Here is a 16,651-nt window from a genome sequence, read left to right on the forward strand (position 1 = left end):
ATAATCTTTATTGCTTCAATATAATATGGTTTAAAATGAAAGAATCCTATGACATTCGATTTTTTCATTCAATATAAAAAACAATAAATTATCATTATAAATCAAAGATTTTGTTTGATAATTGTAGAAATTCTTATTTTTATTGATTTCATGAAGCTAAAGATATTCCTTATTCAATAGAGCTTTGAAAGGTAATTTTGAAAGGCATGAAATAGTCTTAGTATATTATCAATTTGTGTCGTAAAGATAATTGTTGCAGCTAAAATTTATAATGGAGACATAAAATATTATGACAAAATCAGCAGTGCTGGATTGGAAAGGATTTTCAGGTCTTCCTGATTTTTCTTCTATAAGAGATGAAGATTTCAAACCCGCTTTTGAACAGGGACTTCAAGAAGCCGAAGAAGAATTAGAGGCGATTGCGATGGTGCAAGAACCACCAACGCTTGAGAATTTTTTGCAACCTTTTGAGCTTTGTGGCAAGGCGCTTGATCGTGTCTGTTCAATATTTTTCTTGCGCGCCAGTGCTCATACGAATGCGTTGATTCAACAGCTCGAACAAGAGTTCGTTGTAAAACTTTCCCGTTATTCTTCAAAAATGATGATGGATGCGCGGATATTTGCAAAAATAGATGCACTTTATAAACAGTCGCAGCAGGGCATATTTGAGAGTGAAACAACACGTGTTCTTGAATTATGGTGGAAAAAGTTCGTTTGTCATGGTGCAAAACTAGACAGTAAAGCTCAGAAACGGCTGGTGGAAATTAATGAAAGACTTGCTTTTTTAAATGCTACTTTTGGACAGAATGTCTTAAACGATGAAGCTGAATGGATTCTATTTTTAAAACAAACAGATTTATCTGGTTTACCGGAAGATCTCATTGCTTCAATGAAGGAAATTGCATGTGAAAGAGGCAATAAAGAAGCCTATGCGTTAACATTAGCACGCTCGATTGTTGAACCTTTTTTAAAGTTCTCAAATCGTCGTGATTTGCGTGAGGTTGCATTCCAAGCTTGGGCTAAACGTGGTGAAAATAATAACAAGAATGATAATCGCTCCCTTATTTTAGAGATTGTTGCGCTTCGAGATGAGCAGGCTAAATTATTGGGATATAAATCTTTCGCAGATTTGAAACTCGATAATACCATGGCTAAAAGTGTTGCTTCCGTTATGGATTTGCTGATGCCTGTATGGGAGCGCGCAAGAGCGAAGGCTTCTGCTGAGCAAATTGAATTACAAAATTTTGCCAACAGTCAGGGAAGCAATGAATCTTTAGCTGCTTGGGATTGGCGTTATTATGCTGAAAAGCTTCGCACTGAAAAATTTTCTTTCGATAGCGCTGAAATTAAATATTATTTTCAACTTGATCGTATGATTAAAGCGGCTTTTGGGGTAGCAGAAAAACTCTTTGGCATTACTTTTGAAGAAAAAAATGCTGTTGCACTTTGGCATCCTGATGCTCGTTTGTGGGAAGTAAAGAAATCTGATGGAAGTTTACTAGGGCATTTCATTGGTGATTATTTTGCACGCTCTTCAAAACGTTCTGGTGCCTGGATGAGCCAATTGCAATCGCAACATAAATTGGATGGTGGTCAAAAACCGATTATCTACAATATTTGTAATTTTGCTAAACCTTCTAAAGGTGAGGTGGCACTTTTATCACTTGATGATGCACGGACACTTTTCCATGAATTTGGGCATGCATTGCATGGTTTGCTTTCGGATGTTACATGGCCTTCTATAGCGGGAACATCTGTTTCGCGTGATTTTGTTGAACTTCCCTCCCAACTTTATGAACATTGGTTAACCGTACCACAGGTCTTAAAATCTTATGCTATACATACAAAAACAGGGCATCCAATCTCTCAAGAGTTAATCGATAAAGTTTTAGCGGCGCAGACATTTAATGCGGGATTTTCTGCGGTTGAATTTATCTCATCGGCTCTCGTGGATATGGCTTTTCACCAAGGAGAAACAGTCACGGATCCAACAATTTTTGAACATAAAGAATTAGAAAAGTTGCACATGCCTGATACAATTATTATGCGTCATCGTCCCTCACATTTTATGCATGTGTTTGCAGGGGATGGTTATGCTGCTGGATACTATTCTTATATGTGGTCGGAGGTACTTGATGCTGATGCTTTTCAAGCATTTGAAGAAACAGGTGATGTCTTTAATTCAGAGCTTGCTGATCTTTTAAAGCGTTTTATTTATTCTGCTGGGGGAAGTCGCGATCCAGAGGAACTTTATAAAGCTTTTCGGGGACGGATGCCTTTACCAGAGGCAATGATGAACAAACGTGGATTATAAGCTATAACGGTATGGTTAACACCATGCCGTTTTTATCTTATTCGCTTTTCGTTTTATGGGGAAAATGAGATTTTGTATTTTAAACAGACATTATGGGGAAGAAAAATTATCAGCGCGATCTTTTTGATGCCCATTTGGTGGAAACCATGATTTTTTTATAAAACTTGATTTCCTTCTGCCTAAAAGGTGGGTATTTTGTTGTGCCATATCATCGAGGCTCATCGGAGGTTGACGCATCATCTTACTTGTCTCTTGTTTCTCTGATTCTTGTATAAGTTTTTGAAGTGTTTGATCGGTTGAGTATGGATCGTCATGAGAAAAGGCACGAAAATTTAAAATATTTTCCAATGGTTTTTCTAAATAAGAGGCAAGTTTTTCCTTTCCCTCAGAGGTGAAATGAATACCATTATTGGTGCGTAATTTGGCTATTTTTCCATGAATATCATAGCCTGAAAAAGAAAAGCTTCCTTCTTCATCAATAAAACCACTCCAGATATCAAGAAAATATCCTCCTGCTTTTTCTGTTTCTTGTTTGTAGAGCGCATTAAAAAATTTTATTTTTTGTGTCAAAAGGTCATTTCCAAAAGCAGGCTGACCTATCCATATCCATGATTTTCCAGAGGCGTGAAGACTTTCAGTAATTTCGATAATTCTTTGTTTGTAGATGCGCATCCATTCTGATTGATCTGTGTTAATGATGCTATAAGAGTCTTTAATGGGTTGATTGTCATTTGCACCGATCATCATGATAATAACATCAGGGGTATTTTGATCAATAAGTTTAGAAATATTGCTTTGCCAAGAATAATAATCTGTTCGCACGAGACCGGAAGCGGGCATTGTATGGTTTATGATAACGATATCGCTCTTATCCGAAAAAAACTTCTTAAGGACATCTGCAACAGCAGAAGCTGCAAAATCCCCTATGACCAGAATGCGCTTTGCATTCTCGTTTTTTGGCTTTTGTATGTTTTTTTGTGTTATGATTTTTCTTTGCGGCTTGTTTATTTTTTGTTCTATAATTTGCGGTGATTGTTGTGTCTGTTTGTTTTGTTGTGACAACCATTTGAAGAAGTTGGTTGCGTGACTTGAGGAGGGTTGTATGATCCCCACAATAGAAAGTGAAAACAGCAAGAACATCAAATATATCAGACGAAAAAGAGACAAAATCTTAACGCTCCATTATTGTTTACGAAGAAGAAAAAGCACTTGAGACGATGGATATCCATTTGCTTTTAAACCGTGACGCAACTGAAAAGCTTTAATTGCTTTGCGGGAGGCTGTTCCGATTTTCCCATCAATATTTCCTTTATAATAGCCCAGTGCACTTAAGCGAGATTGCAATTCTTTGCATTCTTGGAAGGTAAGGGGTTGAAAAGGTCTTTGCCAATCATGCACTAATCCAGGATGTCCAGCAATACGATCAGCAAGAAGCGCAACAGCAAAAGCATAACGATCTGCATTATTATAACGTTTTAGAACAAAGAAATTTTTTGTGACTAAGAATATAGGTCCTTTGGCTCCATCTGGATATTTTAATATTGCTTGTTCAGTTAATGGGGGAAGAGAATGCCCATTGGCGTATTTTACACCTAATTTTTTCCATTGTTCAAAGGAATACCACCCACTGGGAAGATTTTTTCCTTGGGGAACTCTCACCTCTACTCCCCAAATAAGGTGTGATTGCCAGCCATTTTTGTGGAGAAGATTAGCAGCAGTAGCCAGAGCATCTGGAACAGAGTTCCAGATATCACGCCGTCCGTCTTTGTCCATATCAACGGCATAGGTGAGATAACTACTTGGAATAAATTGGGTATGTCCCAAAGCGCCGGCCCAAGATCCAGTGAGTTGAGAGCGTTTAATCTCACCACTTTGTAGAATTTTCATAGCCGCAATCAGTTGTGTATGGGCATATTTTGTACGTTTTTTATCAGCATAGGCTAGGGTTGCAAGCGAGCGAATGGTATCACGCATGACACTTTTATTGGATAAAATTTTCCCATAATTGCTTTCCATTGACCAAATAGCAAGCAGAATATTGCGGTCAACACCAAAACGTTCTTCAATCTGAAGAAGCCATTGATTCCATTTTTTTGCTTGGCGCCGTCCTTCCACAATTGCAATATCATGGACACGATTATCGAAATAATTCCATGAGGGAGCAACAAATTCCGGTTGATATGTGGCACTTTTTAAAACTTCTGGATCAATGGCATTAACACCTTTAAAAGCCATATGAAACGTAGAGGGGGTAATATTGTGAGCAATAGCTGTCTTTTTAAATTCTTTAATCCAGTGTTTAAATCCGCTATCAGCATATGCAAAGGATACAAAAAACATTAAAAAAGCAGATAAAAGAACGAGAAAGCCAGTGATAAGCATTCTGCGATTTATTGACTTCTCTAAAAAAGAGAAAGTCTTCAATTCTGTTTTTTGCATTTTGAAATCCCCATTAATGTTCAATTTATTAGATGTGCAATAACTTTATTTTGTATTTAGTTTAATCGATAATATGATCAAGAAGAGGAAAAAACTGCAACAAATAATTTGTTTAATCCTTTCAATAAATTCTCATATTCTCTTTTACATTTGTGATTGCCCATTATAAGGATAATTAAAATAATAAGATATCTTTTTTATTATTTCATAAAAACATGTGATAAACAAAAAGGTTATATGAATTCATTGAGGAGGGTGGGTTTGCGTAAAATCCGGAAAGCAGTATTTCCCGTAGCAGGTCTTGGTACGCGTTTTCTTCCTGCGACAAAAACGATACCTAAAGAAATGCTAACAGTTGTTGATAAGCCTGTTATTCAATATGTTGTAGATGAGGCGCGGGAGGCTGGCATTGAGCATTTTATTTTTGTGACTGGACGCAACAAAGCAGTCATTGAGGACTATTTTGATGCGCAAGTTGAATTATATACAACACTTGCTGAATGTGGGAAAAAAGAAGATTTGGCGCATTTATACCGTTTACAGCCGTTGCCAGGGACAACTTCTTTCACACGACAACAGCACCCTTTGGGGTTAGGGCATGCGGTTTGGTGCGCGCGTGAATTAGTTGCAGGTGAACCTTTTGCTTTGTTGTTACCTGATATGTTGATACAAGCAAAAAAGGGGTGTCTTTCTGAAATGATGAGTCTTTATGAAAGAACGGGGGGCGGAAATATTATAGCAGTTCAGGAATGCGATCCTAGAGAAACCCATAAATATGGTATTGTGGGGAAAGGCAAACAGATTGCCAATGGTTTTGAAATCACAAAAATGGTAGAAAAACCAGCGCTTGGAACGGCACCATCAAATTTGTACATCAATGGACGTTATATTTTACAGCCAGAAATTTTTAATATTCTTTCCAACCAAGAACGAGGAGCAGGAAATGAAGTTCAGCTAACAGATGCGATGATAAGGCTTTCAAACGAACAGAATTTTTGGGGTTTGCAATTAGAAGGGCGCACTTTTGATTGCGGTTCTAAAGCTGGTTTTATTGAAGCTAACGTTGCTTTTTCTTTGGCACGTGCTGATATGCACAGCCATGTTTCTGCCTCATTGAAAAATTTACTAGAAACCATTAAAGTCGAACAATGATGTAGATCTCCCATGTAATTTTATTGATTGAATTTGATTATGACAATACCATTTCCTCATAGGGCTTTGCAGGGGGCTGTTGCATCGGCGCTTAAAACACTTGCCAGTGAAAAGCAAGGGCTTGAAGCGCTTGAAGCAGCTTTTCTTGGAAGTCTTTCCTCTTCTTTTGAAGCGGCTGTTCAAACCATTAGAAATGCCCTCGGACATGTGGTCATTACGGGCCTTGGGAAAAGTGGTCATATCGGGACAAAAATTGCAGCAACCTTAGCTTCAACTGGAACGCCTGCTTTTTTTGTTCACGCTGCAGAAGCCAATCACGGTGATCTTGGTATGATTGGATCTGATGATGTTATCCTTGCTTTATCATGGTCTGGTGAAACGCAAGAATTAAGTGGCATTATGAGTTATGCGGCACGTTTTCGTATCCCCCTTATTGCAATGACATCAAGTGAGCACTCTGTATTAGGTCGACAAGCGGATATTGTTCTCTTATTACCCAAGGTAGAAGAGGCGTGTCCCCATGGTTTAGCGCCTACAACTTCAACAATTATGCAATTGGCAATGGGAGATGCATTAGCAGTTTCTCTTTTAGAAATGCGTGGTTTTACCGCAACGGATTTCAAAATATATCATCCTGGTGGTTCTCTTGGTGCAAGCCTTAAATACGTGTGTGATATAATGCATGAGGGGGATCGTATTCCTTTGGTTATGCAGGGAACAGCTATGACTGAAGCGATGAATGTTTTGGTAGAAAAACATTTTGGTTGTGTTGGTGTTATTAACCCCAGAGGTGAACTCATTGGAATTGTGACCGATGGTGATCTGGCACGGAACATTCATTTTAATTTATCAAAATTTAATGTTGATGAGGTGATGACCAAGGATCCTAAAGTTGTAAAGCCAAATACACTTGTTGGTGCAGCAATGGCTTTTATTAATGATCATCATATTGGTGCATTCTTCGTGGTTGAAGATAAAAAACCGATAGGAATTGTTCATTTTCACGATCTTTTGCGCATCGGAGCTGCTTAGATTAAAGCTCTCTATTCAGATAAATGTTATTTTAGGCGAAAATAGACGGAACAATACAAAGTCACAAGTTTTTATTGTGAAGGGACTTTTCGCTGATCTTTTGTGGGAAAAAATAATTATTTTACGCATTTTATCATGTTTAGAAAATCCCACGGATACAGAGATTATATCAGTCTCTCTGCGTATTTTAGAGAGGATTTTCTATCAGGAGGAGAAAGGATCACCTCCTGTTCGATGTATGTGCTCCCTCTGTTCTTAACTGAGAGAAGCTTACCTTTTACTCTGTTGAAGATTTCCGCTTAAGGAAAAACTGTGCTCCTGTATGTGAGGTGCAGAGAAGTTGTGTGGCATCATATGACATTGTACAATTGACTCTAGAAATTGTTCCACGGAGAATAGAGCGTATTTCAATTTCTATATTTTGGGCATTGAGGTAACTATAGACTCCTTCTGATAGTTTTTCTTCTGTATCTGCTGCACGCGTTTCAAAAACACCATTGTGGAAAGAAGAAATAATACCATTCTCATCAACCCATTTTCCATCAATTCCAGTTGACATATTGGGGTTATAATATTGCGAAAAGCCACAGGCACTTAATAGCAAGGCGGTGATTGTAAGACATAAAATATGATAGGTATGTTTCATTTATTTCACTCTAATTTAGATTATTTTGCTCTCTATTCTCTATAAAATTATTAAATTATGCCATGAGTCAATATGAAAAATTTTATAAAAATCAATGAAAAAGCAAAAAAAATAGAAAAAAATGCCTTAATGTTGTATTTAATTAACAGCTTGATGAAATGTGCAAGTGAAACACAAGAGGTGAAATATTTCTTATGGTTTACAACAATTTTTACATTAAGCCGCTGAATAGTCTCATGAGTAATCTCAAAGGAGATTATTAACATTATGGTTGGTCCCATTCTTGTTGCGAGTGAAGATTATGGAAGACGTATAGAGCTTTCTGCTATGCTCCGAGGTTTTGGTTACCGTGTCATTGAAGCAGAAAATGGCCTCCGTACGATTGATCTTTTACAAAGACGTAAAAACATTGTGCTTGCACTCCTTGATGTCGTTATGAGTGATTTGAGTGTAAGCGATTTGATTAAAATGATTAGAGTTGCTGGTGTTTCTGTTCCTCTTGTTGTGATAGCACAACAAGAGAATCAAGATTTACTCCAGAAAGCTTTAACAGCTGGAGCCATTGATTATTGGATTCATCCAGTAACATTATTACGCGTAAGAGTTACGTTGGATATCCTTGCTCTTATTTCTGCTTTGGAGCATGAGGTTCAAGATATTCGGAGAAAGAAAGAGAATCATTTACGGTTTTCAGATCTTTGCATAAAAAGCAGAGTGATGCAGATTGTTTTAGAGCAATCGAGAACAGCAGCAACATCTTCACAAAATCTTTTAATAGAAGGTGAAGTTGGAACAGGTCGTGAGACCTTAGCACGGATTATTCATCATGAAGGTTTATTCGCGCAGGGCTCTTTTATTCGCTTTCAATGTTCGGCGATTGTTGATCCAGAAGAAGAAAATCAGCATTGGTTTAAAGAATTTCTTCCATTGGTTTCTTCACTTGAAAACGGGACACTTTGCCTTTGTGATATTGATCGACTTGAGCCCATACAGCAAAAACGGTTTGCTCAGTATCTTAAAGAAAGGGAAAGGGATACAAAAGGAGAACTTTTTCCTTTTCGGATCATTGCTATTTCAACATCGCGTTTAAAGGACTTAGTTAAAGAAAACTTTTTTTTGCATAGTTTGTTTGAACAATTTTCTCATCTTTCTATTAGCGTTCCTGCTTTACGAGAATTAAGGGATGACTTTCCAGAGATCACACAACGTTTGATCGATCGCATCATAACAGAAACAGGGCGATCACATGTCCATGGTTTAGCAGGATCAGCGCTTTCTTTGCTTATGCAGTATGATTGGCCTGGTAATAGAAATGAACTTGAAAATTTTTTATTTCGTGCGATTTTACTCAGTGAGGGGCCTTTATTAACAGTTCGAGATTTTCCCCAATTGATGGGAAATTCATTAATGAGTGTTCCCAATATCATTGAGGGTAATATGCAAGAAGATAATGAACAAGATTCAATACAATTTTTGAATAATGATGGGCATGTACGTACTTTTGCAGAGATGGAACATGATATTATCGAGAAAGCAGTTAAACATTATAAAGGGCATATGAGTGAGATTGCGCGCCGCCTTCATATTGGTCGCTCTACACTTTATCGAAAAATGGAAGAATTGAGAACGATAAGAAATCAAGAACGAAAGTAAAATTCATAACAAATCTTTTTTGATGACAGGTATGAGTTTCAAAAAAAGAGAGGGGTTTTTGATAAAGCTATTGGGGCTACTTACAAAAAAACAGTCATGTATTATAAATTTTATTGGACTGTTTTAGCGTTTGTTTCATTTTATATATATTTATTAAAGCCAAGAGATATTTTTTTAAGCTTTTAAATATTGTGACTAAATTTTGCATCATCAATATTAAATTTATACTCTCTTAAGCAAGAAATGGCATTTTATCTGCTACACGATTAAGATGAAATGATTAATTTAGTATTGTGGTTCGTATCACCGATGATGCGATAGCGTAAAAATAGAAAGTTTACCTTCTTTGACTCTTTTACAGATTGTTATTGGTTTTATCCTCTTTTTTTTTATTGCGTCTATGTTGGCAATCTACACCTATGGGCGTTTCGTTGAAAATGCTAGGGGGCATTGTTCTTATGCGTTGCCTCTTCAGAAGGATGAAACTAAGCTTGATCGTATCGTCAATCAATTGGCTAAGGAAGAAGATGGACTGGGGGTTGATAAAGATGCTCTTTCCCTCATCATCAGCAATTTGGATGCGTTTTGCGTTCGTGCAATAGGCGCAGCAGAGGCTGGGCGTAGCCTTGATCTAATGTATTATATTTGGGACGATGATTTAACGGGGCGTTTATTATTAAGTGAAATAGTTGAGGCAGCTGATAGAGGTGTTCGGGTACGGCTTCTTTTGGATGATATTAACGCTCAGGCACGTGATCCAGCTTATATTGCGCTTGATAAACATCCGCATATTGAGGTGAGAATGTTTAATCCAGGGCGATCACGAAAAGGTGGTTTACGCCGTGGTTTAGAGATTATATTACGGGCAATTACTGTAACACGGAGAATGCATAATAAAGCTTTTATTGTTGATGGCAGGGTCGCTTTTGTAGGAGGACGTAATCTTGCAGATTCTTATTTTGATGCAGCTGAAGAATCTCATTTTCGAGATTTAGATTTGATGTTAATCGGTCCGTCTGTTAAAAAGGTGGAAAGTATCTTTGATGATTTTTGGAATAGTGCTGTTGTTTTGCCAATTCATACTTTGGTTCTTCCTAAAAGCGCAAGCGATCTTAGCTATTGGAAAGATAAATTACGAAAGTTTCGGGATTCCAAGGTTGCAAAAGTTTATTTAGATTATGTTAAAGAGCACATTAACTTCGAGTGTTTTATCCAGGCAGGCAAGCGGTTATTTTTAGCCGATAAAGTTGTCGTTCTTTCTGACCCTCCAGAAAAAGCATTGCGTAAAAAAGCGAGCAATTGGCTTATGAAGGCACTCTCAAAGGTTATTGGCAATGCCCAAAAAACGGTTCAAATTACATCCCCTTATTTTGTTCCTGGTAAGGTAGGGACGCAGAATTTAAGTCATTTGGTTTCAAAAGGTGTTGATGTCAAAATTCTCACAAATTCTTTGGCGGCGACCGATGTAGCATTAGTGCATGGTGGTTATGTACCGTATCGTAAGGCGCTGTTGAAAAGTGGTGTTAAGCTTTATGAATTAAAAGCAGAAGGCAATCCCCATGGATTACGATTGTTTCGATCGAGTAAGGCAAGTTTACATGCCAAAGCTTTTTTAGTTGATCGTAAAACAGCTTTTATTGGATCTTTAAACTTTGATCCTAGATCAGCAGCACTCAATACAGAAATGGGCATTCTTTTTGAATGTGCTCCCATTACAGCAAGGCTAGATTTGTTGTTTTGCGAAGAAACGACGGGCGAAATGAGTTATCATCTTCGTCTTGGTAAGAATAATCGTATTTATTGGGATTTTATTGAAAATGAAAAAAAATATAGCATTGATTATGAGCCAGAAAGCAATTTTTGGCGTCGCGCATTTGCAAAAATAATAAGTTGGTTACCGATTGAATCGCAATTGTAAATTTTTATAAACCACACTTTTAAAAAAATATTTATTTTTCTTTTCATTTTGTTTGTAGCATGGCATAATTTTTCGCCAATCTACCCTATGAGGACCGCAGTTGTATTTTAAAGCTTCTTGCGGTGTTTTGTTATAATATTTTATTATAAAAGGAATTTTGCTATGGCAAAAATTGTTGAAACGGGGACAGGGGCATTGGCACTGACTTTTGATGATGTACTTTTACAGCCAGGTCATTCTCTTGTTATGCCTAGTCAAGTGGATCTTAGGACGCGCATTGCAGCCGATATTCAGCTCAATTTGCCATTGCTTTCCGCTGCAATGGATACGGTAACAGAATCGCGTTTGGCAATTGCTATGGCTCAAGCAGGTGGTCTTGGGGTTATTCATCGGAATATGTCTCCTGCAGAGCAGGCAGAAGAAGTTCGCCAGGTAAAAAAGTTTGAATCTGGTATGGTTGTTAATCCAGTCACAATTGGACCCGATGCAACCCTTGATGAAGCGAAAGCTTTGATGCGCTTTCATGGTATTTCAGGTATTCCGGTTGTCGAAAATAGTGTTAAAGGAGAGACTGCTGGACGGCTTGTTGGCATTTTGACCAATAGAGATGTCCGTTTTGCATCGGATCCAAAACAAAAAATTTATGAATTAATGACCCATGAGAATTTGATCACAGTGCGTGAAAATGTTCAACTGAGTGAGGCAAAATATCTTTTACATCATCACCGTATTGAAAAATTATTGGTTGTGGATGAACAAAATCGTTGTGTCGGTCTGATAACAGTAAAGGATATTGAAAAAGCAAAATTAAATCCAAATGCGGCTAAAGATTCTCAAGGACGCTTGCGTGTCGCAGCGGCGAGTAGTGTTGGGAATGATGGGATTGAACGTGCTGAACGCCTCATTGACGCAGGTGTTGATGTGTTGGTCATTGATACAGCGCATGGACATTCTCAGCGTGTTCTAGAAACTGTTGAACGGATTAAAAAAATGGCTTCTTCGCCAGCTGTTATTGCTGGGAATGTCGCGACCGCTCAAGCAACGCAAGCATTGATTGACAGTGGTGCAGATGCGGTAAAAGTTGGTATTGGTCCTGGCTCTATTTGTACAACACGTATTGTTGCTGGTGTTGGTGTTCCTCAACTTGCCGCTATTATGAATGCTGCAGAAGTTGCTGAAAAAGCAAGCATTCCCATCATTGCAGATGGTGGGATTAAAGCATCGGGTGATTTTGCTAAAGCTTTAGCGGGTGGGGCTTGTGCAGCAATGATCGGTTCTCTTTTAGCGGGAACAGAAGAAAGCCCTGGTGAAGTTTATCTTTATCAAGGTCGATCTTTTAAAGCCTATCGGGGTATGGGATCTGTTGGTGCTATGGCACGAGGATCAGCAGATCGTTATTTTCAAGATGACGTTCGTGATGAATTGAAGTTAGTTCCTGAAGGTGTAGAGGGTCAAGTAGCCTATAAAGGTCCTATAGCATCAGTTCTCCATCAGCTTGCTGGTGGACTGCGTGCTTCGATGGGCTACGTTGGGGCAAAAGATCTCGTAGAGTTTCGTAAAAAAGCAACGTTTGTTCGTATTACCAATGCGGGACTCCATGAAAGCCATACGCATGATGTTTCGATCACACGGGAGAGTCCAAACTATCGGGGACCAGTTTGAAGATATAAGAACCTGGTATCATGTCACATAGATGTAAAATCTTCTGGGAACAAGAAAGAGAGATGGTTTTTCTTCCTGTTTGTGATTTGGTATCATAATCCACAAAAGGAAAGAATTAGAGGCTAAAACTCTAATTCTTTCTGTTACGACTATGTGAAGTCAATTATATAAAGTTATAATTAACTTTTTGTTGTCTTGCGTCCCGTCTTTGACGCACGTTGGCGAGTGTTTGTCTGATCACTTTCGACGGATTTCTTTCCATTGTTTGAGGGCATTGTATTATGACGGCTTTTAGATGAAGTTGTTTTTCCATTATTATAAGTCATTATTTTCTCCTTTTAAATTATCTGGCAGTTACCAGTATAATCAAAACGGTCGTGCCAAATAGTGGTTCCAAGCATTTTCTAAAAAGTTAATTTTTTGTTGAGAATAAGATGAGCCTATCTCATCTTGTTAGAAGATTTTTTCTCCTTTTTCAGAAGGATTATATTTTCAAGATGGAAGATATCGGATTTTTTCAGTTATTTAGATAAGTTGAGAAAATTTCATTTTACACAATAACAAGGAGTTTGTTTTTTCGTAATGTATGGTGGAAAGAAGTTCTTTATGGATGGCAACCTATCTTTTAGCGTAAGAGGGTTTTATGTATTTTAGAAGGATAAAAAGCTAATGGTCAGAAAATGAAAGGAAAAATCTAGATACACTAAATGGGTTCTTATAAAGAAGTATGCTCAGATTATTTTTTAAAAGTAAATGTAAATTTTTGATGGCTTTGAGAAGAGTTCATTGGCAATAGGACGATAATATTATTTTTAAAACAGTTTAGAATTTTATTATTTTAATGGGAGAAGTGAATGCGATTAGGTGGGCGTTTGCAAGCCGCAATAGATGTTCTCAAAGAGATAGAAATGAGGCATCGTCCTGTAGGAGAAGCTTTAAAGGATTGGGGGCTTTCTCATCGTTTTGCTGGAGCAGGTGATCGTGCAGCTATTGGTACAATCGTTTATGATGTTTTAAGACGACGATATTCTTTACAATGGCGAATGGAGAGTGATGATATTCGGGATATTGTTTTTGCTACCTTATTAGATACGGGAAAAATGACGCTGGAGCAAATTGACAATGCGTTAGAAGGAGATCGGTTTGCACCGCAGTTATTAGAGGATCAACAGCGCAAATCGTGGCAAAAGCGGCAATTAGTGGATGCACCAGACTATATTCGTGGTGATATTCCTCAATGGTGTCAAGCACATCTTTGTCCTTTATTTGGTGATAACTGGATCGTGGAAGCTGCTGCACTAGCAACGCGTCCTTCTTTAGACCTACGGGTCAATAGCCTAAAGGCAACACCAGAAAAGGTACTAAAAGAATTAGCAAAAACAAAACTTCAATCGTTTTCATGGTTTCGGCAAGCTTTAAGAGTTGCGCCGATTGAAAAATTTGATCGTCATCCCAATGTTCAAGTAGAGCCAGCTTTTCAAAAAGGGTACTTTGAAATACAGGATTTAGGGTCTCAAATTGTTGCTCATCTTGTGGAAGCGCAAGAAAGTATGCAGGTATTAGATTATTGTGCAGGTGCTGGTGGCAAAACATTAGCTTTAGCTTCCGATATGAACAATCGTGGGCAAATTTATGCTTATGATTTTGATAAAGCACGCCTAGCGCCTATTTTTGATCGTCTTCGACGCGCTGGTGTTCGTAATGTACAAACGCGAGTACAAAAAGAAGAATTGAAGTCTTTAATAGGTCAGATGGATAGAGTTTTGTTAGATGCACCCTGTAGCGGGACAGGAACATGGCGTCGTCGTCCAGATGCGAAATGGCGTTTAACACTAGAGCAGGTAAAACAACGCCAAACAGAACAGAGGACGATTTTGAATGAGGCGATAGATTATCTTAAGCCAAATGGGCGCTTAGTCTATATTACCTGTTCTCTTTTTGCAGATGAAAATGAGGAACAAATTTTCCATTTCCTTCAACAGCATTCTCATTTTTCTCCAATAGATATGCAGGCACTTTGGCAGAAATATTTCAGTTCTTCACCTGTGCAACCCGTTTTTTCAAATTATGGCCTGACTTTATCGCCTGCAACAACAAAAACAGATGGATTTTTTTTATCTGTGTTGCAAAAAAAACATTGATCTATATTTTTGCATTTTTTATCATAAATTTTACAAGAATATTCCTTTTCTTAAGAAAACAGGCTTGTGAAAAGAGAAAGATTAAATCATAACTCTCATGAGTTCTCTTTTACAATTGTTGATTGGTTTTCTATGAGCATATCCCATCCAGACACTGTTCTTATTATTGACTTTGGTTCACAGGTTACACAACTTATTGCACGACGGGTAAGAGCAATGGGGGTATACTGTGAAATTGTTCCTTTTCAATTGGCTTTAGAAGCAGTGCGCCGCATAAATCCTCAAGCGATTATTTTATCAGGTAGTCCTTATTCTGTTATTGATGAAGGTTCCCCCCGTGCTCCAAGGGAAATTTTTGAGGTTGGTATTCCAATTCTTGGTATTTGTTATGGGGAGCAAGTCATGTGTGTTCAGCTTGGAGGAACGGTTGAAGCTGGACATGAGCGTGAATTTGGTCGTGCTTTTTTGGAAATCCAAGAGGAGAGTGCTCTTTTTGATGGAGTATGGGAAAAAGGTTCTCGTTATCAAGTGTGGATGAGTCACGGTGACCGTGTGACAGCTTTACCAGAAGGTTTCCATGTTATAGGAACCTCAAAAGGCGCCCCCTATGCGGCTATTGCTGATGAGAAAAGACATTTTTATGCGGTACAATTTCATCCTGAAGTTGTTCATACACCGGATGGTACAAAACTTTTGCAAAATTTTATTCATAAGATTTCTGCGATTAAAGGCAATTGGTCAATGGCTTCTTATCGTGAGCAGGCCATTGCGACAATACGACAAAAGGTTGGAAAAAGTCGTGTGATTTGTGGTCTTTCAGGGGGAGTGGATTCTTCTGTTGTAGCGGTGCTTCTTCATGAAGCTATAGGAGATCAACTGACATGCATTTTGGTCGATCATGGATTAATGCGTAAGAATGAGGCGCAGGAAGTTGTTACATTATTCCGCGATCACTATAATATAGAGCTTATTCATGTTGATGCTGCGGATATATTTCTTCATGCTTTAGAAGGTGAGATAGATCCAGAAAAAAAGCGTAAAACGATAGGTCGCCTTTTTATTGAAGTTTTTGAAGAAGAGACTAAAAAAATAGGAGGTGCAGAGTTTTTAGCACAAGGAACACTCTATCCAGATGTTATTGAGAGTGTCTCTGCTATTGGTGAATCGGTCACCATTAAAAGCCACCATAATGTAGGTGGGTTACCAGAAAAGATGAGTATGAAACTTGTAGAACCGTTGCGTGAGCTCTTTAAGGATGAGGTCCGCTTGCTAGGGCGAGAATTAGGATTGCCAGAACAGTTTATTGGTCGTCATCCTTTTCCAGGTCCCGGTCTTGCAATTCGGTGTCCAGGGGCTGTGACCCGTGAAAAATTAGAAATTTTACGTGAGGCAGATGCTATCTATCTTGAGGAAATTCGTAAAGCCGGTCTTTATGATGAAATTTGGCAAGCCTTTGCTGTCCTTCTTCCTGTTCAAACAGTTGGAGTGATGGGGGATGGTCGCACATATGAATTTGTTTGTGCGCTTCGCGCTGTCACCTCTGTCGATGGAATGACCGCTGATTTTTATCCCTATGATATGACTTTTTTAAGTAAGACAGCATCACGCATTATTAATGAAGTTAGAGGGATTAATCGTGTTGTTTATGATGTAACCTCAAAGCCTCCTGGAACCATTGAATGGGAATAACTGAA

12 protein-coding genes are annotated in these 16,651 nt (G+C 38.2%); 8 read left to right on the plus strand and 4 right to left on the minus strand.

Going from position 1 to position 16,651, the window contains the following annotated elements; all coding sequences use genetic code 11:
* The first annotated feature begins 289 nt into the window (after positions 1–289).
* Complete coding sequence (locus T429_RS0100105) at positions 290–2,314, plus strand: M3 family metallopeptidase (RefSeq protein WP_005774187.1); 2,025 nt, start codon at positions 290–292, stop codon at positions 2,312–2,314.
* A 90-nt stretch (positions 2,315–2,404) separates the two neighbouring features.
* Here T429_RS0100105 and T429_RS0100110 read toward each other — a convergent pair whose 3' ends face one another.
* Positions 2,405–3,481 (minus strand): SGNH/GDSL hydrolase family protein, encoded by a 1,077-nt coding sequence (locus T429_RS0100110; RefSeq protein WP_005774995.1) that lies wholly within the window; start codon positions 3,479–3,481, stop codon positions 2,405–2,407.
* Positions 3,482–3,496: 15 nt separating this feature from the next.
* Positions 3,497–4,753: a lytic murein transglycosylase gene (locus tag T429_RS0100115; RefSeq protein WP_005774996.1), complete on the minus strand. Its 1,257-nt coding sequence runs from the start codon at positions 4,751–4,753 to the stop codon at positions 3,497–3,499.
* Positions 4,754–5,014: 261 nt separating this feature from the next.
* On the opposite strand from T429_RS0100115, the gene T429_RS0100120 reads away from it, so the two are divergent.
* Positions 5,015–5,905 (plus strand): UTP--glucose-1-phosphate uridylyltransferase, encoded by an 891-nt coding sequence (locus T429_RS0100120; protein WP_005774997.1) that lies wholly within the window; start codon positions 5,015–5,017, stop codon positions 5,903–5,905.
* A gap of 39 nt (positions 5,906–5,944) precedes the next feature.
* The gene (locus T429_RS0100125) at positions 5,945–6,937 is read left to right on the plus strand and encodes a KpsF/GutQ family sugar-phosphate isomerase (protein ID WP_005774182.1); all 993 of its coding nucleotides are present in this window, start codon (positions 5,945–5,947) and stop codon (positions 6,935–6,937) included.
* A gap of 277 nt (positions 6,938–7,214) precedes the next feature.
* On the opposite strand, the gene T429_RS0100130 is transcribed toward T429_RS0100125, so the two are convergent.
* Complete coding sequence (locus T429_RS0100130) at positions 7,215–7,583, minus strand: hypothetical protein (protein ID WP_005774181.1); 369 nt, start codon at positions 7,581–7,583, stop codon at positions 7,215–7,217.
* 267 nt (positions 7,584–7,850) lie between these two features.
* Between T429_RS0100130 and T429_RS0100140 the strand changes: the two genes are divergently transcribed.
* The 3 genes from T429_RS0100140 to guaB all read left to right on the plus strand — a co-directional run bounded on the left by T429_RS0100140 (position 7,851) and on the right by guaB (position 12,816).
* The gene (locus tag T429_RS0100140) at positions 7,851–9,236 is read left to right on the plus strand and encodes a sigma-54-dependent transcriptional regulator (RefSeq protein WP_005774179.1); all 1,386 of its coding nucleotides are present in this window, start codon (positions 7,851–7,853) and stop codon (positions 9,234–9,236) included.
* A 346-nt stretch (positions 9,237–9,582) separates the two neighbouring features.
* Positions 9,583–11,154 (plus strand): phospholipase D family protein, encoded by a 1,572-nt coding sequence (locus T429_RS0100145; RefSeq protein WP_005774178.1) that lies wholly within the window; start codon positions 9,583–9,585, stop codon positions 11,152–11,154.
* Positions 11,155–11,316: 162 nt separating this feature from the next.
* Complete coding sequence (gene guaB, locus T429_RS0100150; protein ID WP_005774177.1) at positions 11,317–12,816, plus strand: IMP dehydrogenase; 1,500 nt, start codon at positions 11,317–11,319, stop codon at positions 12,814–12,816.
* 179 nt (positions 12,817–12,995) lie between these two features.
* Here the strand turns inward: guaB and T429_RS10735 are convergent, their stop codons facing one another.
* Positions 12,996–13,142, minus strand: coding sequence for a hypothetical protein (locus tag T429_RS10735; protein WP_005774175.1), 147 nt, complete (start codon positions 13,140–13,142; stop codon positions 12,996–12,998).
* A gap of 528 nt (positions 13,143–13,670) precedes the next feature.
* Here T429_RS10735 and T429_RS0100160 point away from each other — a divergent pair.
* Complete coding sequence (locus T429_RS0100160) at positions 13,671–14,957, plus strand: RsmB/NOP family class I SAM-dependent RNA methyltransferase (protein WP_005774174.1); 1,287 nt, start codon at positions 13,671–13,673, stop codon at positions 14,955–14,957.
* Positions 14,958–15,089: 132 nt separating this feature from the next.
* Entirely contained in the window at positions 15,090–16,646 is a 1,557-nt protein-coding gene (gene guaA, locus T429_RS0100165) for a glutamine-hydrolyzing GMP synthase (protein ID WP_005774173.1), read from the plus strand.
* Positions 16,647–16,651 lie beyond the last annotated feature (5 nt).

The sequence above is a fragment of the Bartonella elizabethae F9251 = ATCC 49927 genome, assembly GCF_000518165.1.
GTDB lineage: Bacteria > Pseudomonadota > Alphaproteobacteria > Rhizobiales > Rhizobiaceae > Bartonella > Bartonella elizabethae.

What these genes read in the sequence shown, in the direction of transcription:
- T429_RS0100105 (WP_005774187.1), top strand. Translation starts at nt 290, where the DNA reads ATGACAAAATCAGCAGTGCTGGATTGGAAAGGATTTTCAGGTCTTCCT.
- T429_RS0100115 (WP_005774996.1), bottom strand. Translation starts at nt 4,753, where the DNA reads ATGCAAAAAACAGAATTGAAGACTTTCTCTTTTTTAGAGAAGTCAATA.
- T429_RS0100125 (WP_005774182.1), top strand. Translation starts at nt 5,945, where the DNA reads ATGACAATACCATTTCCTCATAGGGCTTTGCAGGGGGCTGTTGCATCG.
- T429_RS0100130 (WP_005774181.1), bottom strand. Translation starts at nt 7,583, where the DNA reads ATGAAACATACCTATCATATTTTATGTCTTACAATCACCGCCTTGCTA.
- T429_RS0100140 (WP_005774179.1), top strand. Translation starts at nt 7,851, where the DNA reads ATGGTTGGTCCCATTCTTGTTGCGAGTGAAGATTATGGAAGACGTATA.
- guaB (WP_005774177.1), top strand. Translation starts at nt 11,317, where the DNA reads ATGGCAAAAATTGTTGAAACGGGGACAGGGGCATTGGCACTGACTTTT.
- T429_RS10735 (WP_005774175.1), bottom strand. Translation starts at nt 13,142, where the DNA reads ATGACTTATAATAATGGAAAAACAACTTCATCTAAAAGCCGTCATAAT.
- T429_RS0100160 (WP_005774174.1), top strand. Translation starts at nt 13,671, where the DNA reads ATGCGATTAGGTGGGCGTTTGCAAGCCGCAATAGATGTTCTCAAAGAG.
- guaA (WP_005774173.1), top strand. Translation starts at nt 15,090, where the DNA reads ATGAGCATATCCCATCCAGACACTGTTCTTATTATTGACTTTGGTTCA.